The organism is Streptomyces sp. NPDC001135 (genome assembly GCF_053598395.1).
On sequence record NZ_JBSFKD010000027.1, the window covers coordinates 42,794 to 65,467 of the forward strand.

At 72.3% G+C, this 22,674-nt stretch carries 20 protein-coding genes; 7 read left to right on the plus strand and 13 right to left on the minus strand.

All coding sequences use genetic code 11. The features are described from left to right. Positions 1-7: 7 nt before the first annotated feature. The 4 genes from ACWC94_RS28655 to ACWC94_RS28670 are packed head-to-tail and all read right to left on the minus strand — an operon-like array spanning position 8 to position 3,976. Positions 8-823 (minus strand): ABC transporter permease, encoded by an 816-nt coding sequence (locus tag ACWC94_RS28655; RefSeq protein ID WP_450800054.1) that lies wholly within the window; start codon positions 821-823, stop codon positions 8-10. 21 nt (positions 824-844) lie between these two features. Beyond that, the gene (locus tag ACWC94_RS28660; protein ID WP_450800056.1) at positions 845-1,708 is read right to left on the minus strand and encodes an ABC transporter permease; all 864 of its coding nucleotides are present in this window, start codon (positions 1,706-1,708) and stop codon (positions 845-847) included. A 3-nt stretch (positions 1,709-1,711) separates the two neighbouring features. Continuing rightward, a complete protein-coding gene (locus ACWC94_RS28665; RefSeq protein WP_450800057.1) occupies positions 1,712-2,908 on the minus strand; it encodes an ABC transporter substrate-binding protein in 1,197 nt (398 codons plus the stop codon). 36 nt (positions 2,909-2,944) lie between these two features. Beyond that, entirely contained in the window at positions 2,945-3,976 is a 1,032-nt protein-coding gene (locus ACWC94_RS28670) for an ABC transporter ATP-binding protein (RefSeq protein ID WP_450800058.1), read from the minus strand. A 101-nt stretch (positions 3,977-4,077) separates the two neighbouring features. Here ACWC94_RS28670 and ACWC94_RS28675 point away from each other — a divergent pair, with 101 nt between their 5' ends. Both ACWC94_RS28675 and ACWC94_RS28680 read left to right on the plus strand, forming a co-directional pair. Then, complete coding sequence (locus ACWC94_RS28675; RefSeq protein ID WP_450800059.1) at positions 4,078-4,836, plus strand: FadR/GntR family transcriptional regulator; 759 nt, start codon at positions 4,078-4,080, stop codon at positions 4,834-4,836. Between the two features lie 37 nt (positions 4,837-4,873). Next, positions 4,874-5,635 carry a cache domain-containing protein gene (locus tag ACWC94_RS28680; RefSeq protein ID WP_450800060.1) on the plus strand — a complete coding sequence of 254 codons (762 nt, stop codon included), beginning with the start codon at positions 4,874-4,876 and terminating at the stop codon, positions 5,633-5,635. A gap of 162 nt (positions 5,636-5,797) precedes the next feature. Here ACWC94_RS28680 and ACWC94_RS28685 read toward each other — a convergent pair whose 3' ends face one another. The 3 genes from ACWC94_RS28685 to ACWC94_RS28695 form a co-directional block, all read right to left on the minus strand. Continuing rightward, complete coding sequence (locus tag ACWC94_RS28685) at positions 5,798-6,406, minus strand: flavin reductase family protein (RefSeq protein WP_450800062.1); 609 nt, start codon at positions 6,404-6,406, stop codon at positions 5,798-5,800. Positions 6,407-6,800: 394 nt separating this feature from the next. Then, complete coding sequence (locus ACWC94_RS28690) at positions 6,801-7,589, minus strand: thioesterase family protein (RefSeq protein ID WP_450800064.1); 789 nt, start codon at positions 7,587-7,589, stop codon at positions 6,801-6,803. 225 nt (positions 7,590-7,814) lie between these two features. Next, positions 7,815-8,465, minus strand: a complete 651-nt coding sequence (locus tag ACWC94_RS28695) for an FMN-dependent NADH-azoreductase (protein ID WP_450800066.1) — start codon at positions 8,463-8,465, stop codon at positions 7,815-7,817. Positions 8,466-8,611: 146 nt separating this feature from the next. Here ACWC94_RS28695 and ACWC94_RS28700 point away from each other — a divergent pair, with 146 nt between their 5' ends. Both ACWC94_RS28700 and ACWC94_RS28705 read left to right on the plus strand, forming a co-directional pair. Further along, on the plus strand, positions 8,612-9,004 hold the full coding sequence (locus ACWC94_RS28700; RefSeq protein ID WP_450800068.1) for a winged helix-turn-helix transcriptional regulator: 393 nt from the start codon (positions 8,612-8,614) through the stop codon (positions 9,002-9,004). 254 nt (positions 9,005-9,258) lie between these two features. Next, the gene (locus ACWC94_RS28705; protein ID WP_450800070.1) at positions 9,259-10,632 is read left to right on the plus strand and encodes a S41 family peptidase; all 1,374 of its coding nucleotides are present in this window, start codon (positions 9,259-9,261) and stop codon (positions 10,630-10,632) included. Between the two features lie 6 nt (positions 10,633-10,638). On the opposite strand, the gene ACWC94_RS28710 is transcribed toward ACWC94_RS28705, so the two are convergent. Then, complete coding sequence (locus tag ACWC94_RS28710; protein ID WP_450800072.1) at positions 10,639-12,117, minus strand: glutamate--cysteine ligase; 1,479 nt, start codon at positions 12,115-12,117, stop codon at positions 10,639-10,641. A gap of 937 nt (positions 12,118-13,054) precedes the next feature. Here ACWC94_RS28710 and ACWC94_RS28715 point away from each other — a divergent pair. After that, on the plus strand, positions 13,055-14,152 hold the full coding sequence (locus tag ACWC94_RS28715; protein WP_450800074.1) for a substrate-binding domain-containing protein: 1,098 nt from the start codon (positions 13,055-13,057) through the stop codon (positions 14,150-14,152). Between the two features lie 25 nt (positions 14,153-14,177). Here ACWC94_RS28715 and ACWC94_RS28720 read toward each other — a convergent pair whose 3' ends face one another. The 5 genes from ACWC94_RS28720 to ACWC94_RS28740 form a co-directional block, all read right to left on the minus strand. Then, entirely contained in the window at positions 14,178-14,888 is a 711-nt protein-coding gene (locus ACWC94_RS28720) for a sulfite exporter TauE/SafE family protein (RefSeq protein ID WP_450800076.1), read from the minus strand. Further along, entirely contained in the window at positions 14,885-16,411 is a 1,527-nt protein-coding gene (locus tag ACWC94_RS28725; RefSeq protein ID WP_450800077.1) for an amidohydrolase family protein, read from the minus strand. The genes ACWC94_RS28720 and ACWC94_RS28725 overlap by 4 nt, the downstream gene beginning before the upstream one ends. Beyond that, on the minus strand, positions 16,408-17,856 hold the full coding sequence (locus ACWC94_RS28730; protein WP_450800078.1) for a uracil-xanthine permease family protein: 1,449 nt from the start codon (positions 17,854-17,856) through the stop codon (positions 16,408-16,410). The genes ACWC94_RS28725 and ACWC94_RS28730 overlap by 4 nt, the downstream gene beginning before the upstream one ends. A gap of 349 nt (positions 17,857-18,205) precedes the next feature. Further along, positions 18,206-19,003, minus strand: coding sequence for an SAM-dependent methyltransferase (locus ACWC94_RS28735; protein ID WP_450800080.1), 798 nt, complete (start codon positions 19,001-19,003; stop codon positions 18,206-18,208). 611 nt (positions 19,004-19,614) lie between these two features. Then, positions 19,615-20,796 (minus strand): 4Fe-4S binding protein, encoded by a 1,182-nt coding sequence (locus ACWC94_RS28740; RefSeq protein WP_450800081.1) that lies wholly within the window; start codon positions 20,794-20,796, stop codon positions 19,615-19,617. 165 nt (positions 20,797-20,961) lie between these two features. On the opposite strand from ACWC94_RS28740, the gene ACWC94_RS28745 reads away from it, so the two are divergent. Continuing rightward, entirely contained in the window at positions 20,962-21,666 is a 705-nt protein-coding gene (locus tag ACWC94_RS28745; protein WP_450800082.1) for an SDR family oxidoreductase, read from the plus strand. 230 nt (positions 21,667-21,896) lie between these two features. Next, the gene (locus ACWC94_RS28750) at positions 21,897-22,637 is read left to right on the plus strand and encodes a VOC family protein (protein ID WP_450800083.1); all 741 of its coding nucleotides are present in this window, start codon (positions 21,897-21,899) and stop codon (positions 22,635-22,637) included. Positions 22,638-22,674 lie beyond the last annotated feature (37 nt).

The following is a 22,674-nucleotide window of genomic DNA, read 5'->3' on the forward strand; positions in this document are numbered from 1 at the left end:
CAGGCTGTCACACCCGGCTGGACGTCGCCGTGTCCGCGGACAGCCGCTGGGCGACGTAGATCGGGATCACCGACAGCAGCACGAGTACGGCGGCCACGACGTTCACCACCGGTGCCTGCTGCGGCCGCGTCATGTTGTCGAAGATCCAGATCGGGAGCGTCACGATGCCGGGGCCCGCGGTGAACGTGGTGACCACGATCTCGTCGAAGGAGAGGGCGAAGGCGAGCAGTGCGCCCGCCAGCAGCGCGGAGCGGACGAGCGGGAAGGTGACGTCGGCGAAGGCACGGAAGGTCGTCGCACCGAGGTCCATGGCCGCCTCCTCGTACGAGGAGGCCGTACGGCGCAGCCGCGCGACCACGTTGTTGAAGACCACCACGATGCAGAACGTGGCGTGGCCGACGATCACCGTGAACAGCCCGAGACCCACGCCGAGCGGCTCCAGCACCGTGCTGAAGGCCGAGTTGAGAGCGATACCGGTGACGATTCCGGGCAGCGCGATCGGCAGGACCACGATGAACGAGACGGTGTCGCGGCCGAAGAAGCGGTGCCGGGCCACGGCGAAGGCGATGAGCGTACCGAGGACCAGCGCGATCGCGGTGGCCCCGAGACCCGCCTTCACCGAGACCCACAGCGCCTGCCGGGCACCGGAGTCGTGCACGGCCACCGACCACCAGTGCCAGGTCAGCCCCGGCGGCGGCCAGCTCGCACTGCGGTCGGGGTTGAGGGAGTTGACGAGGACGAGCAGCAGCGGGACGTAGATCACCGCGAAGCCGAGCCCGGCGCCGGCGCGCAGGGCGATGCGCGCGGTGCGGCTGAGATGCATGGCGCTCCTCTCCTGAGGGTCCTACAGGCTGTTGAGGGCGCCCGTGCGGCGGATCGCCAGCAGGTACAGGACGATCACGACGACGGGGACGGTGCCGAGCGCGGCGGCCATGGGCAGGTTCAGCTCGATGTTGGAGTACACGAGGTTGCCGATGAGCTGGGTCTTGCCGCCGACGATCTGCACGGTGATGTAGTCGCCGAGGCTGAGCGAGAAGGTGAACACCGAGCCGGCCGCGACCGACGGCAGCACCATCGGCAGCACCACCGAGCGGAAGGTCCGTCCCGCCCGCGCCCCGAGGTCGGCCGAGGCGTCGAGCAGGTTGGCGGGGAGGTGTCCCAGCGCCGTGTGGATCGGCAGGATCATGTACGGTAGCCACAGGTAGGTCAGGGTGAGGACGGTGGCCGGCAGACCGAAGCCGGGGCCGCTCGCCCCGAACGGCGCGAGCATCCAGTCGGCGAGGCCGCCCCGGGACAGGATGAGCCGCCACGCGTACACCTTGACCAGGTAACTCGCCCACAGCGGGGTGAGGATGGCCACCACGAGCAGCGGGCGCCGGCTGGGGCGGGCCACGCGCGCGGTGTAGAAGGCCACCGGGAAGGCGATCAGCGCGCACAGTACGGTCACCGCGAGCGCCACGCCGACACTGCGCAGGATCACCTGGCGGAAGACGGGTGTGGTGAACAGCTCGTGGAAGTTGTCCGTCGACCAGACCTTCACCACCTGGGAGGTGAAGGAGTTCGTCGTCCAGAACGCGGAGACGAACAGCACCGCCAGCGAGCCGAGATAGAGGACGGCGAGCCACAGTAGCGGGGCGGTGAGCAGCAGGGTCAGCCGCAGCCGGGGTCTGCGGTGCAGCGCCCCCGCGGTCCGGGTCAGCAGGGCCATGTCTCAGCCCTTGATCTCGGTCCAGGCCTGCACCCACTTCGCGTACGGCACGCACTTCACGTCCTTGCGGCCGTCGAGGCACTGCTCGATGGGCGTGTTCCAGAAGGCGATCTTCTTCCAGTAGCGTTCGTCGGCGGCGTGGTAGACCGTGCAGAAGTTCTTGTCACTGGTCTCGGCGCAGGCCCTGGAGTTGGCCGGGGCCTCGCCGAAGTACTCGGCGACCTGCGCGTTGACCTTGGGCGACACGATCCAGTTCAGCCACTTGTAGGCGCAGTTGGGGTGCTTGGCCTTGCTGTACACCATCCAGGTGTCGGACCAGCCGGTCGAACCCTCCTTCGGCACCAGCGCCTTGACCTTCGCGCCCTCGGAGGCGGCGAGGTTGGCGATGACCTGCCAGGTGGTGCCGACCACCGAGTCACCGCTCTTGAACGCGGAGACCTCCTTGAGGTAGTCGCTCCAGTATTCCCCCACGTTCGCGTTCTGCTGCTTGAGCAGGGCCACCGCCGCGTCGAACTGCTTCTGGTCCAGCGCGTACGGGTCCTTGATCTTCAACTCGGGCTTGGTGGCCTTGAGATACAGGGCCGCGTCGGCGATGTAGATCGGCGAGTCGTACGCGGTGACGTGCCCCTTGTACCGTGCGGCGTCGCCGAAGACGGCCGACCAGGAGGTGGGCGCGGGCCTGACCTTCTCCGTGTTGTACATCAGCAGGTTGGCGCCCCGGCCGTGCGGGATGCCGTACATCCGCCCCTTCACCGAGTTCCAGGCGCCGTTCTTCAGCCCGGCGAAGACGTCCTTGTAGTGGGGGACCAGGTCGGTGTTCACGGGGGCCGCGTCGCCGGCGGCGATCAGGCGCAGGGAGGCGTCGCCGGAGGCGGAGACGGCGTCGTACTCGCCGGTCTTCATCAGCCTGACCATCTCGTCCGAGCTGGCGGCGACCTTGGAGTGCACCTGGCAGCCCGTCTGCTTCTCGAAGTCGCCGACCCAGTTCACCTTCGGGTCGTCGGAACCGTCCTCGACATAGCCGGCCCAGGCGATCAGATTGACCTGGCCCTCCGTCTTGCCGAGCTTGGTCGGGGCCTTGAGGTCGGGCGGGTTGAGTCCGGTGGCGGACGAGGTGCCCGGGCCGGAGGAGTCGCAGGCGGCGGCGAGCAGCAGTGCGGCGGCGCAGGCCGCGGTACGCAGGGTACGGGTGGGACGCACGGCGTTCTCCAGGGGGACGTAGAGACGGGGCGGGGGTCAGGAGGGCAGCCGGACGGCGTGCCGGCGGTGCCAGGTCAGGCGCACCCGGTTGCCGCGGTAGGCGGCGACGTCCTCGGAGGAGGTCTCCAGGTTCTGCTGGAGCGCGGTGAGCCGGCCCCCGCCGTCGAGGTCGACCAGGAAGCGGGTGGCGTCGCCGAGGTAGACGACCTCGGCGACGGTTCCGGTCGCGGTGGCGTGCTCCGGTTCGTCCGCCTCGGCGGACTCCTTCAGGACGCGGATCTTCTCCGGCCGGATGTTGTACGTGCCCGGGGTGCCGACGACGCGGTGGGCCCTCTCCCCGTCGAGGAGGTTCGAGGTGCCGACGAAGGAGGCGACGAAGGGGCTCGCCGGGCGCTCGTATATCTCCGCGGGCGTGCCGACCTGGGCGATACGGCCCTGGTCGAAGACGGCGATGCGGTCGCTCATCGTCAGGGCCTCCTCCTGGTCGTGGGTGACGAAGACGAAGGTGATGCCGACCTCCCGCTGGATCGCCTTCAGCTCGACCTGCATCTGCTCGCGCAGCTTCAGGTCGAGGGCGCCGAGGGGCTCGTCCAGGAGGAGCACCCGGGGCCGGCCGACGAGGGCGCGGGCGAGGGCGACGCGCTGGCGCTGCCCGCCGGAGAGCTGGGCCGGACGCCGCTGGCCGTAGCCTTCGAGGCGGACCTCGGCGAGGGCCTTGCGGGCGCGGACGAGCCGTTCGGCCTTCGCCACCTTGCGGACCTTCAGTCCATAGGCGACGTTCTGCTCGACCGTCATGTGCGGGAAGAGGGCGTAGTCCTGGAAGACCGTGTGCACGTCCCGCTCGAACGGGGCGAGGCCGGTGACCTCCTGGCCGGCGAGTTCGATCCGGCCCCGGTCCGGTGTCTCGAACCCGGCGAGGAGCCGGAGGACCGTGGTCTTCCCGGAGCCGGAGGGGCCCAGCATCGAGAAGAACTCGCCGTCCCGGATCTCCAGGTCGACCCCGGCCACAGCGGTCGTCTCACCGAACGACTTCCACAGGTCCTGCAGCCGGATCGCAATTCCCTGCATACGGGAACCTTTCTGGCGCGCTGTACGTTGAACCGCTTGACGGCAAACATATGAAGTCATAGTTCTAAGCTCAAGGTCCCCTTAAGGTAAAGCTTGAGTCAATGCATGAGGTGGTGACCGTGAGGCAGCAGGAGAGGGACGGCCGGGCCCGCAAGGCCGTCTTCAGTCCGGTGGACAACCGGGCCCGCGTGGACGCGGTCGTCCGCCGCCTCGGCGACGCCATAGAACTGGGCCTCCTCGCCGACGGTGAGCAGCTCCCCGGCGAGAGCGAGCTCGCCGGGCAGCTCGGTGTCTCCACGGTCACGCTGCGCGAGGCACTCATGGCCCTGCGGCAACAGGGTCTGGTCACCACCCGCCGGGGGCGCGGCGGCGGCAGCTTCGTCTCCCTCCCCGAAGTCCCCGCCGACGACCGGCTGAGGGCCCGGCTGCGCGGCTGGAGCACCGAGGAACTGCGCGACCTGGGCGACCACTGGGCCGCCCTGTCCGGTGCCGCCGCCCGCCTCGCCGCGCAGCGCACCGAACCCGAGGACCTGCGCCAACTGCGCCGGACGTCCGAGGAGTTGACCCGGGCCGAAGGCGCGGCGGCACGCAGCCGGCTGTACGGCCGCTTCCACGTCGAACTCGCTGCAGCCGCCCAGTCCGCCCGGCTCACCCGCGAACAGGTCGCCCTGCAGAGCGAGGTCGGGGCACTGCTGTGCCTCGTCCTCGCCGACGACGCATATCGTGAAGAAGTTGCGGACCGTCACCGCTCCGTCATCTCCGCCGTGCAGGATGGGGCCCACGAAACGGCCGGCACGCTGGCCGAGCGGTGCGTCAGGGAGTCGACGGCGCGGCTCGTCGCCGTACGCCTCACCCTCTGACCGCGCCGCGTCCGGTTCCCGGCCGCTGGAGGACACCATGGGCGTCAGGCCCGGGCTCGCCACCCTCGACACCGAGACGGAGACCTGGGTGGCCGCGCAGGTCGGCGGTGCGCTGGAGGCTGTCTTCGAGACCGTCGCCGCCATCCGCGCCGACACCGAAGCCCTGCTCCGCCGGGTGGCCGCGCAGGGCCGGCGGCCCGTCAGCGCCGACCTCGCCGCCCTCCGTCCCGGACTGCATCCCCACCTGACCCGCGAGGAACTGGTCTCCGGTGTCGGTTTCGTCGCGGTGCCCGGCCTGCTGTCCGACGTGCCCGCCTGGCTGGAGTGGTGGCAGTCGGGTGCCGACGGCGGCGTCCGACCGCTCCTCCTCGACCTCGATCCCGGTCAGTCGGCGTACTCCGACTACACGCACTGGGACTGGTTCACGCTGCCCCGCGACACCGGGCGCCGGGCGGTGGCCGGACCCTACGTCGACTACCTCTGCTCCGACGAGTACAGCCTCACCCTGTCCGAACCGGTGCTGTGGGAGGGCCGGTTCACCGGGGTGGCCGCCGCCGACGTCTACCTGCGGCACTTCGAGGCGGCCGTCCTCCCCCTCCTGCGCCGCCTGCCCCGCCCCGCCCGTCTGGTCAACGCCCGGGGCCGGGTCGCCGCCTCCGCCGACCCCGCCCATCTGGCCGGCTCCCTCACGAAGGGCCCCGACTTCGGCGAACTGCTCAGCGCGGCACGCCCCGGCGCGTACGACGGCCTGCGTTTGGTGCCGTGCCAGGGCGTGCCCCTGGTGCTGGTGCTGGCCTGAGGAGCGGGGCTGCTCGGTCGCGGGCGCGGTCCCGGTACGGCACCCGGAGCAGCTCGCCGGGAGCAGGGGGAGTCGCGGTCGGGTTCCGGTGCGGCGCGCAGGCCGGCCATGGACTCGCCGGGGGTGCCCTCGTGCTGGTGCTGGCCTGAGGAGCGGGGCTGCTCAGTCGGGCTTGCGGTCCCGGTACGGTAGGCGGGCCAGTTCGTGGGTCTCGCCGACCGTGCCCCACTCGTTTCCGCCCAGCCGGGACAGCGGCCGTAGCCGGTCGATGTCGGGACGGCCGTCCACCAGCACGTCCTCGCGGACGGCGGCGTGCACGACCCGGCCGAACACCACCGTCGAATCGCCCAGCCGCAGGGTCGAGTGCAGCGTGCATTCGAGGGCGACCGGAGACGCCGCCACCCGCGGCGGGCGCACCCGCAGCGACGGCTCCCGCTCGATGCCCACGGCGTCGAACTCACCCCGGTCGCGGGGAAAGTCGGTCGCCGTCGCGTTGATCTCGGCGAAGAGCGGCTCGGGGGCGAAGTTCACGACGAACTCGCCGGTGTCCTCGGCATTGCGCAGCGAGTCCTTGCGGCCCACCGACGTGAACTGGACCACCGGAGGATCGGTGCAGGCGACCGTGAAGAAGGAGTGCGGGGCCAGGTTCGCCGTCTCGCCGTCCGGAGCGAGGGTCGACACCCAGGCGATCGGCCGGGGGACGACGACGGCCGTGAGCAGCCGGTAGAACGCTCCGGCGCCCATGGCCTCGGGTGAGTAGTCGACGCGCATGACAGCACGCTAAGCGGTACCGCCGGCAGCCGTGCCACCAGCCCCCTGTTGATCACCCAGGGGTCGTCACCCCAGGGACGCGAGGGCAGTCGCACAAGGAGCCCGGTACCCATCAGCCGCTCGTCCTCGGCGGCGTCCTCGGTCTGAAGGGTGGGGCCGCGCTGACGCCCCGTCTCCACCCCCGCCGTGGGAGCCGCCGGAGCTATCGGTATCGGCCCCGAGGACCTGAGGGCCGCGGCCCGGCCCCCGGTTCCTTCACCCATGAGGTGGTCTTCCGCCGCTGCGGCGTCTGCGGGCAGCACCACATCGTGCGGGACGGCCACTTCGTCTGTGTCTTCTGCGACGCCGATCTTCCCGGGCGGTGGAACATCGAGTCCTGAGGCCTGTGCCGGGGTCACCGGCCGGGCAGCGGGCGTACCGTGAGGATCTGCTCGGCCTGTCCGACCGGGCCGTGCATGTCGTGCAGGACGCTGCTGGTGAGGCCCAGGCCGGTGGGGCCGAAGACGACCGTGGTGTCCAGGCCGACCCAGCGCCCTTCCGGCTGCCGGTGCAGATGGATCGTCAGGTCGACGTTGGGGAACATCCACTCGGTCGGCGGCCGGCGTACGGCGATGCCGTTGGCCGTGTCGACCAGTGCGACGTACGACGCGACCGGACTGCTCGGCTCGCCGGCGACGAGGCGGAGGTCCGTGGTGATCCAGGCCGTGGCGCGGCCCGGCTCCGGGGCACGGACCGGCCGGATGTCGACGGACGCGCAGTGGCCGCCGGGCCAGACGGAAGCCAGGGACTGGCGGGCGAGGCCGTCCGGCAAGGGCAGGCGGGCGTCGCCGCCGCCGGCCACCGCGCCGGTGTCCACCTCGGTGAGCAGCCAGGCACGGGCCCGCACCACCGGCCGGTCCGCGATGCGTACGACCGCTTCGAGCAGTTCGATGGTGCGGCCCGGCCGGATCGACTCCACCTGGATCTCACACTCGTCGAGGGCGAGGCGCCCCAGGATGTCGAAGCTGATCCGGGACAGCAGCAGTCCGCTCGGCGGGCGCTCGGCCCGGTACTGGTCGATCGCGTGGACCACGAGTCCGGCCAGCGGGCTGAAGTGCTGCTCGTCGGGGTCCCATGCGCCGCTCGCGTGCGGGGTGGGCTTGTAGCGGTGCCGGTCGATGCGCTCGAAGTAGCTGGCGGTCAACGCGTGCCTCTCCTCACCGGTGTCCCGCGGGCACCCGGGGCGCGCAGGTCGTTGCACGGTACATCCTTGACGGGGGCCGGGTCACGAGGCGGCCTTGGTCGCCGCCTGGCCGGGTGTGAGCCGATGTGCAGCGCTCGGGGCGGCCCGCTGAGCGACTAGGACCGGGCGCCGCGTCCTGGCGGTGCCCGGTCCATGGCGGGCCGCTCAGCCCGCGAGGTGCTCCGCTCAGCCCGCGAGGCGCTCCGCGAGCTGCTTGGCCTTCGCGGCCGCCTCCTCGAAGGCACGGTCGCGGGAGGCCTCGTACAGCGGGACCAGCTCGGACATCGCCGGGTTCCGCGGGGCCATGGTCAGCTCCGGGACGATGAAGTCGACGTCCAGGCCGAGGGCGTCGGCGAGGACGGCCGTGAGGTAGTTCTGGACGTACTCGTACCCCTCGCGCGGGGTGCCCGGCGCGTACGAGCCGCCCCGGCTGGCGACCACGGTCACCGGGGTGCCCTTGGCGGACGGGGCCTCGCCCGCGGTACGGCCGAGGAGGATGACGTTGTCCAGCCAGGCCTTCAGCGTCGAGGGGATCGAGAAGTTGTACATCGGGGCGCCGATCAGTACCGCGTCGGCCTGCTCCAGCTCCTCGATCAGCCGGACGCGCTCGGCGAAGGCCGCGGCCTGCCCGGGCGTGTGCGAGGCCGGGTCGGCGAAGCCGGCGGTGTGTGCGTCGGCGGTGATGTGCGGCACGGGCTGCGCCGACAGGTCGCGGTGGACGACCGTGCCGTCGGGGTGCTGCTCCTGCCAGTGCGCGCGGAAGGCCGCCGCCACGGCGCGCGAGGCGGAGGCCTCGGCCGGGAACACGGACGAGTCGATGTGCAGCAGGGTGGCCATGGTGACTCCAGAACCGAATAAGGGGGGTAAAGGGTGAGGTGCTCCGCGACGGTCCTCGTCGAGGGCTGAGCTTTTGTACTCGACTATCTCTAACACAGGGACTTACTTTTTTTCACCCCCCTACGCCGGGGTAGTACCCTGATCACATGGCGGCGGACACGACCCACGACAGCGCGGCGTGCAAGCGGGTGGACGATGGCATCACCCGCGTCTTCCAGCTGCTCGGAAAACGCTGGAGCGGCCCGATCGTCGCCGTCCTCGTGGAACAGCCCGCCCACTTCGCCGACCTGCGCCGGGCCGTCCCCGGCATCAGCGAGCGCATGCTGTCCGACCGGCTCGCGGAACTCGGCGCGGCCGGACTCGTGCTCCGCGAGGTCGACGAGGGCCCGCCGCTGCGGGTGTCCTACCGGCTGACCGAGGCGGGAGCCGCCCTGGAACCGGCGCTCCGGGAACTGGCCCGATGGGCGAAGTCCCACCTGCCCGACGAGCCGCCGTGCCCCGGCCTGGACCGCGAGCGGTCGGCGCGGTCGCAGGCGTAGCACCAGGCCGCGGACACCTCGGTGGCGCCGCGGGCCACCCACCGCGCGGCTGCGCCAGGGCCGGACCGAGACCCTGGCCCGTCGCAGGACACCGGAGCGGACGCCCATGGCACCCACACCATGAGCGTGCGACCGGGGCCGAGGCGGGGGCGGGGGTTGTCCCCCCCTCCGATGCACCGGATGGCCGGATGGTGTTCGCCGGGGCGCGTCGACGACGGTGGTCTTCCGCCCACCGACGTCGAAAGGACGTGCTTGTGCGCACCCTCACGGCCACCGTCGCCACCCTGGTCCTCGCCGCCGGAGCCGTACCGGCCGCGGCCGCCGCCCGAACGGGGCCGCCCGGCACCGACGGGGTGTGGCGCATGGACGGTTACGGCACCGTGCTCGTGCTCGGCGGGGGAGTGCTGCAGGAGTACCAGACGACGTCCGTCAGCTGCCTGAGGGGAGACACCTCGCGGCAGACCGGTCCCGGGACGTACGCGGCCCCGGACGGCTCGATCCTCACCGTACGGACCGTGCGCGACCGCGACCACGCCCTGCTCTCCGCCGACAGCTCGGTGGGACACCGCAAGCTGCGCCGCCTGAGCGCCCCGCCCGCCGACTGCACCCGACCGACCGGCACCGACCCACGCACCGCCTTCGACGTCTTCTGGCACACCTTCGAGGAGAACTACCCCTTCTTCGCCCCGAAGGCCGTCGACTGGCACGCCGTCCGCGACCGGTACCGGCCGCTGGTGCACCAGGACACCACCAAGGACGAACTCTTCGGCATCCTGAGCCGGATGGTGCGTCCGCTGTACGACGCCCATGTCACGGTGATGGACGGCGACCGCGTCTTCGGCCAGGTCCGCCCCGGCACGGAGAACCCGGGCCCGGAACTGGACGCCAGGGTCAAGAAGTTCATCCTGACCCGCGACCTCGAGGACGCCCCCCACCGCCAGGACTTCGCCGCCGGCCGGATCACCTACGCCGACCTGCGGGGCGACCTCGGCTATCTGCGCATCTCCGGATTCGGCGGCTACGCCGGCGACGGCGCGCCGTACACCGCCGAACAGGCCGAGCTCGACCGGGCGTTGAACACCGTGCTCACCCCCAGCCGTACCCAACGCCTCAAGGGGCTCGTCGTCGACCTGCGGGTCAACGGCGGCGGCTCCGACCGCCTGGGCATCCGCATCGCCCAGCGGCTGACCGACACGCCGTACACGGCGTACACGAAACAGGCCCGCAACGACCCGGCCGACCCCACCCGGCACACCCGCCCCGAACCCGTGCGTGTCGTCCCGGCCGACGCCCCCCGCTACACCGGCCCCGTCGCCGTCCTCACCGGCGGCTCCACGGTCAGCGCGGGCGAGACCTTCACCCAGGCCCTCCTGGACCGGCCCGGGCCGACCGTGCGCATCGGACAGCCCACCCAGGGGGTCTTCTCGGACGTGATGGTGTGCTCCCTGCCCGACGGCCTGCTCTTCGGCCTGCCGAACGAGGAGTACCTGACCCGCACCGGCCGCACCTTCGACGGCACGGGCATCCCTCCGCAGCTGACCGAACCGGTCTTCACCAAGGAGGAGTTCGCGAAGAACCGTGACTCGGCCTTCGACCGGGCCGTGAACCTGCTGGGCGGGCGAGGCTGAGCCGGCTCAGTCCACCGGCCAGGTGTGGACGGGCGCGTTGAGGTGCATGTAGTCGATGTACAGCTGGGTCATCCGGCGCAGCGCCTCGTGCCGGCCCGCGTGCGCGGTGGCGTCGAGGTGGTGGAACATCTCCTTCTGCCACACGGCGCCGTTGCGCGCCGTCACACAGCGCTGCTCGATGATGCCGAGCAGCGGCTCCCGCCACGCCTCGTCCATGCCGGACAGCTCCAGGCCCCGGTGCGCCAGCGGCAGCAGCCGCCGAAGGACCAGTTCCGGCACCGGCACCTCGCCCGTCCCCGGCCAGTACAGCAGGGCGTCGATGCCGTGCCGGGCGGCGGTGTGCAGATTGTCCTCGGCGGCCGCGAACGACATCCGCGACCACACCGGCCGGTCCTCCTCCACCAGGGCGCGGGTGAGCCCGTAGTAGAAGGCACCGTTGGCGAGGGTGTCGGCGACGGTCGGTCCGGCGGGCAGCACCCGGTTCTCCACCCGGATGTGCGGCAGGTCGTGCGAGACGGCGTACACCGGGCGGTTCCAGCGGTAGATCGTGCCGTTGTGCAGGGTCAGTTCGCCGAGTTCGGGGGTGTCTCCGCGGTCCAGCGTCTCCACCGGGTCCTGCTCGTCGCACAGCGGGAGGAGCGCCGGGAAGTAGCGCAGGTTCTCCTCGAAGAGGTCGAAGACGCTGTTGATCCACCGCTCGCCGAACCACACCCGGGGCCGTACACCCTGCACCTTGATCTCCTCCGGGCGGGTGTCCGTGGCCTGTTCGAACAGCGGGATGCGCGTCTCGTGCCACAGCTCCTTGCCGAACAGGAACGGCGAGTTCGCCGCAAGGGCGACCTGGACCCCGGCGACGGCCTGCGCCGCGTTCCAGTAGCCGGCGAACTCCTCGGGCGACACCTGGAGATGGAACTGCGTGCTCGTGCACGCGGCCTCCGGGGTGATGGTGTCCGCGTAGGTGCGCAGCCGGTCCACACCGTCCACCTCGATGCGCAGGTCCTCGCCCCGGGCCGCGAAGATCTGGTCGTTGAGCAGCTGGTAGCGCGGGTTCTCCGACAGGCTCTCCTCGCCGATGTCCTCCTGGCGCAGGGTGGGCAGGATCCCGATCATGATCAGCCGGGTGCCGATCGATCCGGCCCGCTCGTCGGCGTGGTTCAGCGCGGCGCGGATCTCCGACTCCCAGGCGTCGGGGCCGCCCGCGGTCAGCCGCCGGGGCGGGACGTTGATCTCCAGATTGAACCGGCCCAGCTCGGTGGACCAGGCGGGGTCGGAGATCGCCTTCAGCGCATCGGTGTTGCGCATCGCCGGCTCGGCGTCCTCACCGACCAGGTTCAGCTCTATCTCCAGGCCGACCTGCGGCCGTTCCGACTCGAACCGTGACTCGCGCAGCATCTGCGCCAGCGCGTCGAGGCACTCGTGCATCTTGATCCGGTACCGGCGGCGGTCCTCGCGGGTGAAGACGAGCGCCGGGACGTCGCGCCCCATCGGCCCTCCAGGGTTCCCCTCGTCGCAGACCTCTCCACCCAGAGTCGCACCATCACGCGAGCCTCACCAGAGACTCCGGCCTGCCTGCGCCGGGAACGCAGGTGGCTCTGCCGGACAACGAGTCCGGCCGTCCCGGCATGCACGTCGGCGTACGCGGCCGCGCACGGCACGTCGTCGCGGGGATGCGGTCGGTGAGTGAGCGGTGCGGTGCCGGTGAGCGGGCGGCGGGCAGTCGGGGAGCCGAAGTCGAACGCGTCCAGCGTCGGCGCCGGCCCCCACCGCACGGACACGCCGATCGCCTCGCCGACGACGCCGGCGGGGCGCTGATCGCGGACGAGGGCGGCGCACGTCCGCGCGCAGCAGCCGCCGGCCGCCAGGTAGTCCGCCGGTGCGCACGACCTCGGCGGCGACGGCCGCCTCGCCGAAGGGACCGGCCACGCAGGCGCCGGCAGCCACGGATGACGTCGCAGGTACCGGCAGCCCCGGGTGACGTCGAACCGGGCGACGCGGGCCGCTGCCACGGCGGGTCCCGGCAGGGCACCTGCGCCACCCGCGGGCCGGGCGGGCCGCCGAGGGCGGAGGTCGGTCCGAGCGGCTCGGTCACCTCCGCGGTCAGCAGGTTCCCGGCATGGCCGAGACGGGCCGCCCGCTGCCCGCACCCCCTCGGGGCCCGCACCCCCTCGGGACCGGTGTCCGTGGCACAGATGAGTGCGATCAGCTCAGTGCGATCAGCGCGGCCCAGCCCCGGTCGAAGGCGCCCCCCACAGGTGCCGGCTTCGGCCGCTTCCTCGGCGCCGGCGCGTGTATCCGACAGGGACTCGGCCCCACCGCCGACCGCGCGTGAACACCCTTACGCGGGGCGCCCGTTGCCCGGGCGGCCGGCTGCCGGTGCGGGGCCGTGCTGGCTCCGGCGGACGGAGATTGCGAAGATGGGCCCATGACCACCTCGCAGGGCGCTCGCCGGCCCACGATCGCCGATGTCGCCGCCGCGGCGTCGGTGTCGCGGACCACGGTGTCCCACGCCCTCAACGGCATCGGCAAGGTCGACCCGCGGACCCGCGAACGCATCAAGAAGATCGCCGCCGAGCTGGGGTACCGGCCCAACCTGCGCGCCCAGCGGCTGCGCCGGGGCCAGGCCAAGGCCATCGCGCTGGCGTCCTCGATGCCGTTCGCGGTGGCCGGAGGCCCCTCACGGCTCGGCTTCTACATGGAGGTGGCCGCCGCGGCGGCCGAGCGGGCCCTCGTCCACGACTACGCCCTGGTGCTGATCCCGCCCGTGCAGTCCGGGTCCGCGCTGTACTCCGTCGACATCGACGGCGCGATCGTGGTCGAACCCGAGGCGGACGACGCGGCCGTGGCCCAACTGCGCGAGCGCGGACTGCCGTACGTCGCCCTGGGCCGGCCCACCGCGCCCGACGACGACGCCCCCTACGTGGACCTGCACGGCGGCAGGGTGGTCGAACTGCTCCTGGACCACCTGCGCGACCAGGGCGCCCGCAGTCCGGCACTCATCATCGGCGCGGGCACCCGTCACTCCTCGGTGGACGCCCGGGCGGCGTACGAACGCACCGCCGCCGCGCACGGCTGGCCGCCGATCGTCGCCACCGCCCCGGAGGACGGCGGCGAGCAGGCGGGGTACGACCGATGCGCCGCGCTGCTCGCGCGGCACCCCGGCATCGACGCGCTGTGCGTCCTGGTCGACGCCTTCGCCGTCGGCGCCGTACGGGCACTGCGGGACGCGGGACGCCGTGTTCCCGACGACGTCATGGTCGTCACCCGGTACGACGGGCTGCGCGCCCGTACCTGCGAACCGCCGCTCACCGCGGTCGACTTGCGGCTGGACCGGGCCGCCGCGGACGCGGTGGAACTGCTGCTCGCCCGGCTGGGCGCGCGACCGGCCACCGGCACGGCCGGGCCGGCGGGGACCAGGGACGAGCCGCCCTCCGCCGCACCCCGGCTCGTACCGCGCGCCTCGTCGCTGCGCCGCCCACCGCCCGGGACCGGCGGGACGCGCACGGGGCAGGGGGAGGCGTAGACAGGGCCCCTCGCGCAGGGAGGTGTCACGTCCCCGTCATCAGCACCACCCCGGACACCAGGGCGAAGACGAGGACGAACGCCCGCATCCGCCGCGCGTCGACACGACGGTGCACGAGCCGGCTCAGCCAGGCTCCCGCGGCGAGCGCCGGCAGCAGCAGGAGGGCCCAGCCCATGTCCGCCGGACGTCCCCGCCCCGTGACGAACAACAGGAGGAGGGAGGCGACTTCGCCCACCAGGAAGCAGGCGGCGACCGTCGCCCGCAGCTCGCCCGGAGGCCGGTGCTGGTAGACGAGGGCGAGCGGCGGGCCGCCCACCCCGGTAGCGGTCTCGGTCAGCCCGGTGACGACACCGGCGCCCACATACGCTCCCCGCCCGGGCACGAACGACGGCACGACGAGGCTCACCACGGCCGCCAGTACCGTGGCCGCGCCGACGACGGCCCCGAGCGCACCCCGCGGGATCGCCCACAGCAGGGCCAGCCCCGCCGGTGTCGCCGTCAGCCGCGCCGCCGTGATCCACCGGGCGCCGCGCAGATCGAGACTGTGCCGCTCGCGCCAGGCGACGTACAGGTTGAGCGGGATCATCGCGGTCAGCACGAACACCGGCAGCAGCGCCGGATCGACGAGGCCCGCGACCGGCGCGACGATCAGCGCGAATCCGAGGCCGCTGGTCCCCTGCACGAACGCCGCCGCCGCGACGGTCAACGCCAGTACCGCCAGGGTGCCGGCGCTCATCGCCGGCCACCGGGACAGGGCGCGGGGAGGACGGAGCCGTACGGGTGCCCATGGGGCGGTGCGACGGTGGGTGCCTCCCCGGCCGCGGGCGTGGTCCGCGGCCGGGGAGGCCCGGAGGCGTCCGGCGTCGCCGCCCGCTGCCGTGCGGTCACCGACGTCGGGTGGGCCCGTGCCACGCCGGCGCGCCGTACCACGCGCGGGCCCAGTTCGGCGGCCCGTCGCACCAGTGCCGGTCCGTCCCAGTCCGGCGGCCAGCCGTGCCACAGGCGCAGCCGGCCGGCGACGAACACGGCGGTGAGCTGGTCCCGGTTGCCGCGCCGGACCAGCTCCCACGGCAGGTCCCAGGACGGCTGCATCTCCGGCCCCCCGATGTCCACCAGGAGGAAGTCAGCGGCGGCACCGAGCGCGACGCGTCCCGTGCGCCGGCCGAGCCCGACCGCGTCCGCGCCGCCCGCCGTGGCCCGTTCCCACCACGTCCAGCCGGCGCCGCAGGAGGAGTCGCCGCTGGCCAGGCCGTAGGTGAGCCGCTGAGCGAACTCCGCGGCGTCCGCGAGCCGGAAACCGTCCCCGCGTGTCCCGTCGGTGCCCAGGCCGAACCGGATGCCGCGCTCGGCGAAGGTGGTCGCGGGGGCGACGGCGTTGCCCTTCCACGCGCTGGCGACCGGGTTGTAGCTCACCGCCGCGCCGCTGTCCGCGAGCAGCGTGACCTCGGCCGGGGTGAGCAGCGTCGCGTGCGCGGCCAGCAACTGCGGGCCCAGCGCGCCCACATGGCGCAGGTACTCCAGGGGCCGCAGCCCGTGCCGGACCAGGGAGCGTTCGACGGCCACGAGGTGTTCGTTCACATGGATCTGTACGACGGTGCCCGCGTCGGCGGCGAGGCGCGCCGTCGCCGCCAGCGTGGGTGCGGTCGCGGCCTCCGGCACGGAGACGGCGAGCGAGGGATGGACCAGGTCGTCGGTGCCGTAGCGCGCGAGGTGCCGCTCGGCGGTGGCGAGCACGGCCCGCGGATCCGCGTCGTCGCCGGTGCCGTCCGAGGCGTCGTTGCAGACCAGCCCCAGCACGCAGCGGATGCCCGCGTCGCGTGCGGCCGAGGCCACCACGTCCACGTCCACCGCGGCCCGGGTCCCCGACTCGGCGACCGTCGTGAAACCGCCCCGGAGGGACTCCAGCGCGGCCAGTTTCGCGGCGACGTACGCCGACTCCTCGTCCAGGGCGCGTTCCAGCGGCACCCACACCCGGCGGAAGATCTCCGACGGCTCCCCGAAGGCCAGGGCACCGCCGAAGCTCTGCGTCAGATGGTGATGGGCGTCGACGAAGCCCGGCATCAGCACGTGCCCGGGCAACCGGACGGGGGTCAGCGACGGGTGGGTACGGACGATCCGCTCGACCGGGCCGACGTCGCCGAACACGCCGTCCCGCACGACCACCGCCTGCAGCTCCAGCGGGCCGTCGGGGGTGAGTGTCACGTCGGGGACCAGCAGCAGCGCGTCGTGGCGGAGCCGGTCGGGGGTCAGGTCGGTCATGCTTCTCCGTTGTTCGAAAGGGGGAGGGGCTGGGCGCGAGGTCGGACACGGGCGGCGGGACCCGGCGCCTCGGCCGGCACGGTGCCGGTGGTGTCCACGGGGTGCCGCCCCAGGTGGTGGAAGACGACGTTGAGGACGGCGGCGACGAGGGCGCCCACGGCGACCCCGCTCTCCAGCAGGATCCGTACGCCGGACGGGAATCCGGCGTACACACCGGGCACCAGGATCGGCAGCAGCCCCAGGGCGAGTGCGACCGCGCAGGTGACCGTGGCCGTGTGGTCCTCGAGCCGGGCCCGGCCGAGCATCTGCACACCGAGGACGGTGATCACCGCGAAGACGGCCATCGCGGCGCCGCCGACCACCGCGGGCGGCATCACGCTGATCGCCCGCGCGACCGGGGTCACACAGCCGAGGACGACGAGAACGACGCCCGCGGCGGCCGTGACATACCGGCTGCGCACGCCGGTGACCCGGACGATGCCGATGTTCTCCCCGCTGGTCACCATCAACGGCAGCCCGAAGCAGCCGCCGAGCAGCGAGGTCAGGGCGTCCCCGCGGACCGTGCGCGGCACGTCGGTCCGCACGTCGACGTCCTTGCCGACCGCCTCCCCGTTGATGACGGTCTGCCCGGTCGCCTCCGCCATGGACGCGAGGCTGTACAGCAGCAGCGGCAGCGCCGCGAGCAGGTCGAAGACGGGTGCGCCGAACGGAAACGGCCTCGGCACGCCCACCAGTTGGCCCGACAGGGCGGAGCCCGGGTGGACCTGCCCGAGGGCGCAGGCGAGGGCCGTGCCGGCCGTGAGGCCGAGCAGTACGGCGAGCTGCCGCAGGACGCCGCGCAGCAGCCGGGTGAAGACCACGATCAGGGCGATGGTGGCGAAGGCCAGCCCGAGGCGGGCCGGATCGGCGAAGCCCGGAGTGCCGGGCTGCCCGGTGACCAGCAGCGCGCCGACCTTCACCAGGTTGACCCCGACGATCACGATCATCGTGCCGATGACCAGCGGCGGGAAGAATCTGAGCAGGCGCGCGAACAGCGGCAGCACCAGGAAGGTGAAGGCGGCGGTCAGGAGTACCGCGCCGGTCGCCGTGCGCAGCCCGTGCTGCTGCGCGATCGACAGGAACAGGATCAGCGGCGCTCCGCCCGGCAGCATCACGAACGGCAGCCGGGGCCCGAACTTCCAGGGGCCGAGGGACTGCACGAGCGAGCCGATCCCGGACAGCAGCAGGGCCGCCGAAAGCAGATCGACGGTGGTGCCCGGACTGAGCCGGAGGGTGGCGCTCATCAGGAAGATCGCGGAGATCGGTGTCGCCGCCATGACGAGGACGTGCTGCACACCGAAGAGCAGGATCCGCCCGAGGGGGCGGGACTCGTCCACGGGGTGCACGGCATCGGCCTCGTCGGGAGGCACGGGGACGGGGTCGACGGGATGTACGGGACTGGACACGCGCGGGCTCCGTTCGGCTCGCTCGGCTCAGGCCTCGACGATCCGGCCGTGGACGGCGGCCAAATCGATGTGGCCAAATCGATTTGGCCGCCAGTATGGAGCCGTCGGTAGGGGGTCGGTCAAGGGGTGCGGCGGGTAGGGCGGGCGGCTGGCGGGGTCGGTCAGGGGTTGTCGGGCGGACGGTACGCGGCGTCGGCGCGCCCCGCCCGAAGCCGGGGGTACCGACGCCATGGTGTGGCAGGTGCAGGTGCAGGTGCAGGTGCAGGTGCAGGCAGGCAGGGGGTGGCAGGGTGGGGGCGGTAGGTGGGGGCGGTACGGGCGGCGCGCCTGTCCCGGCGGATCCCGGATCTCAGGCGCTCTTGCGGGCCACGCCGCCCCAGAAGCCGATCTCGCCCGAGCGGGGCGGGGGTGTGCTGTCCGGGCGCCAGAACGGGACCTGGGCGAGGCCCGGCTCGACCAGCTCGAAGCCGGCGAAGAATCGTTCGATCTGGGCTCGGGAGCGCAGGTTCAGGGTCGCCGTCGCCTTGTTGTAGACGGCCTGGGCGGCCGTGCGGTCGGCGAAGTCGCCCGTGGCGTGCGAGAGGACCAGGTGGCTGCCGGCGGGCAGTGCGTCGCGCAGGGCGGCGACGACCTCGCCGGGGCGCTCCGCGTCCGTGAGGAAGTGCAGGACGGCCACGAGGAGTACGGCGACCGGCTGGTCGAAGTCGATGACCTCGCGGACGTCGGGGTGGTCCAGCACGGACCGCGGGTCACGGAGGTCGCCGAGGACGATGCTGGTCGTACCGGAGCGGCTGAGCAGTGCGTTGCCGTGTGCGGCGACGATCGGGTCGTTGTCGACGTAGGCGACGCGTACGCCCGGGGCCACCTCCTGGGCGACCTCGTGCACGTTCGGAGAGGTGGGCAGGCCGGTGCCGATGTCCAGGATCTGCCGCACACCGCCGGCGACGACGTACCGGACGGCGCGGTGCAGAAAGGCGCGGTTGGCCCGCACGCCGATGCGCACCTCGGGTGCCGCGGCGGCGAGCTCGTCGCCCGCCAGCTGGTCCACCTCGTAGTGGTCCTTGCCGCCCAGGAGATAGTCGTAGATCCGCGCGGGATGCGGCTTGCTGGTGTCGATGTGCACGGCCTGGACGCCGTCCTGTGTCACGCTGTGCTCCTCTCGGCGACCGTCACGGCCTCGGCCCCGTACACGGCTGGCCAAAGCTTCCCATGTCAACTACCGGGTAGGCGTCGGTAGTTCCCGGCTGCAGGGCCGCCTCTCCGGGGGCGGGGCGGCACGAACAGCGGCGGCGGTGGGAGCGACGCTGACGGCGAACGAGCCGGGGGAAGCAGGTCCCGGTGCTCGGACGGGGCAGCCCAGGGCCCCGGTGTGCGGTGCGCCGGCGTCACCCGGCCGGACCGGCTCCGCTGGCCCGCGGGCGGTCGGCGGCGGAGGGTCGGTAACAAGATCGGGGAGTCGAAGCTTCGTCCGACCGGTCGCAGGGTCGTCCCCCCGTGTTCGTGACGAGGCGGCGACGCACCGGGGGCGGGGAACGGTAAATCCATGCGCTCGGTCGTTCCCCGCCCCTTCTTTCCCAGCGCGGTCCCGGCTCTGACGCCTCATGTCCCTGAGCGCGCTTCAGGTCGGATGTGCCCCCGGTCGCGGCACAGGCGGGTGCGCCCCCCTGCCGGCTCGGGCCCGGTGCATGCCGTCCCGCGTCGGCTGCGGTCCGAAACGCCGCCCCGCCCGGATCCGGCCGGATGTTCCCCGTCCCGGCGTCAGCCGGATGGGCCCCCGGTCTCGGTCCCGGTGTCGGCCGCACGGCCGCCGTCGGCAGAGCGATGTCGCGGCGCTCGGTCCTCGGGCGGGTCCGGACGCTGCTTCCCGGGAGCGCGCCAGCCGCCCGAGACCTCCTTGGTCGGCTTGTGCGGGAAACGGCGTTCGGCATATCGCTGCGCCTGTGATCCCGGCAGGACGTACAGGGTCTCGGTCTTGTCCTGGAGGGGACGCAGGACCGTGTTCAGGAAGGTTCTGCGGTCGTCGAGGTAGGGGCCGAGCACGTCCTCGCCGGCGGGACAGACGGCCACGCAGTAGCCGGACTTGTAGCTGGGTTTGAAGGCGAGGCTCTGCCACATCGACGCGTTCTCCGGATCGGTGACCCGGGAGCGGAAGTCGGCGGCGTCCTCGCTGTCGGCCACGGTCTGCGCCCAGTCGGTGAACCCGCTCATGAACTCCCGGTAGTTGTGGGTCGTGCAGGCCAGGGCGTCGAACGAGCCGTCCCCGCCGATCGCGCCCACCGGGCAGGCGGCCACGCACAACTTGCAGTCCACACAGGGGCTGTAGTCCAGCTCCTGCCCGTATGCGCTGACCGGAGCGTCCACGAGCACCGTGGCGAGCAGCACGAAGTTGCCGAACCGGGGGTGGATGACGTTGCGGTGCAGCCCCATCACTCCCAGGCCGGCGGCCACGGCGACCGTCTTGTGGGCCACCACCCAGATGCGGCCCGGAAAGCGCTCCATCTCCTGGGGAAACCCGGCCGACGGGTTGAGCGCGCGATGGCCGGCGTCCTCCAGCGCCCGGGCCACCGTACGGGCCGCCGCGTTGACCTGTTCGTCGGTCTGGTGGAACTCCTGGTTGGCCACGCTGCGCGCGGGGGAGCGCGTGTTGTCGCGGTTCATACGGACCACCAGCGAGATCAGCGAGCGCGTTCCCGGCAGCGCGGCCAGTACGTGCTCGCGCTCTCCGGCGAGGCCGGGATGGTCCAGGCTCACCGCCGCCGCGTCGTCGGCGCCGGCCTGGAGGCACAGTGCGCGCAGCCACGCCGCGTCGATCGCCGGGGGCGGCGCGGCCCGGGCGCCGGACGACCGAGCGGCCAGTACGGCCCGCACGGACGGGTGGGTGGCCAGCTTGGCGGGCAGCCTGTGTCCTGCCGTTTCCCCCGTGGTGTCCTGCTCGCTCATCCCGCCCCTCCCAGCTAAGTTGGAATTTCAAACCCACTATGCCGGTCGGTCGTGTGCGTGGGCAAGGGGTGCCTCGGCAGGTGTCGTCCGGATGCGCTTGCATGCGGAAACCGATCGGTTTACGGTGAATGGAAACCGATCGGTTTCCACCCAGGGAGGACGCACATGACTTCGATCAAGGACTCCGTCGTACTGGTCACCGGCGGCAGTCGTGGTCTGGGCAAGGCGCTGGTGGAGGAGATGTACGCGCGCGGAGCCGCCAAGGTGTACGCCACGGCTCGCGACCCGCGCGCCGTCACCCACCCCGATGCCGAGCCCGTCGCCCTGGAGGTCACCGACCCCGCCTCGGTCGAGGCCGCGGCGGCGCGGGCCCGGGACGTCACGATCCTGGTCAACAATGCCGGCGTCTCGCTCGGCGCGAGGTCCTTCCTCGACGCTCCCGTCGACGACGTACGCCGCGAATTCGAGATCAACTTCTATGGTCCGCTGCTGGTCACCCGGTCCTTCGTCCCGGTCATCGAGCGCAACGGCGGCGGACACCTCCTCAACGTCCACTCCGTCCTCTCCTGGCTCGGCGTCGCCGGCTCGTACAGCGCCACCAAGGCCGCCCTCTGGTCCCAGACCAACTCCCTGCGCCTGGAGCTGCGTGCCCGCGGCATAGCCGTCACCGGTCTGCACGTCGGCTACATCGACACCGACATGACCACGAACATCGACGCCCCCAAGTCCACTCCGGGCGACATCGCCGCCCTGGCGCTGGACGGAGTCGAGTCCGGGGCGTACGAGGTGCTGGCGGACGACGTCACCAGAAGCGTGAAGGCGGGGCTCTCCGGGGATCTGGCGGCGCTCTATCCGCAGCTCGCCGACTAGCGAAAGCTCATCGGCCCAAGAACCTCATCGGTTCAAGAACCTCATCGGCCCAAGAAACTCATCGGTCCCAGAACCTCATCGGTTCAAGAACCTCACCGGTCCCAGGTCCCCGTACGTAACGGCCGTCACCAGCGCCGGTGTTCCGGCGAGCCGTCGCCGCGGGACCCTTGGCAGCGTGGCGACGGTATCTGCGGGTGTCGTTGCCGAGCGGGCGCTTTAGGATCGCCGGCATGGCACTGCGACCTGTCCAGGTGAACATAAAGGCTCTTGACGGCTCGGCGGTCGGCCGATTCTGGGCGGAGGCGCTCGGCTGGAGTGCTTACAGCCCCGGCGTGACCACCTACGTCGGACCCGCCGACGGCCCCGTCTGGCCGGACCCGGTCTTCGTCTGCGTCGACGTGGTTCCCGTCCCGGAACCCAAGACAACGACGAAGAACCGTGTACACCTCGATCTCGCCACCACCTCCGCGGCCCATCAGGCGGAGTTGGTCGCGCGTCTGGAGGCTCTCGGTGCGACGCCCGCCCACGTGGGCCAGGGCGAAGTCCCGTGGACGGTCCTCGCCGACCCCGAGGGCAACGAGTTCTGTGTGCTGGAGCCCAGGGAGACCTACCGGGACACCGGGCCGATCGCCGCGGTGGTGGTCGACTGCGTGGATCCGCGGGCCATGGCCCGGTTCTGGGGCGAGGCGATGGACTGGGCCCTGCGCGAGGTGACCGACGATCACGCGGTGTTCCGCTCCGCCAAGGGTGTCGGCCCGTATCTCGAGTTCCTCCGCACGCCCGGCGTGAAGACCGTGCCGGACCGCGTCCATCTCGACCTGCTGCCGTACCCCGGTGACGACAAGGCGGCGGAGGTGGCCCGGCTGCGGGCCCTCGGCGCCACCGACCTCGATGTCGGCCAGGGCGACGTCCCGTGGACGTGCCTGACGGACCCGGAGGGCCACGAGTTCTGCGTCCTCGCCCCGTCCTGACACGGAGCCTTGGCGACACCCCGACACATGAGCGTTG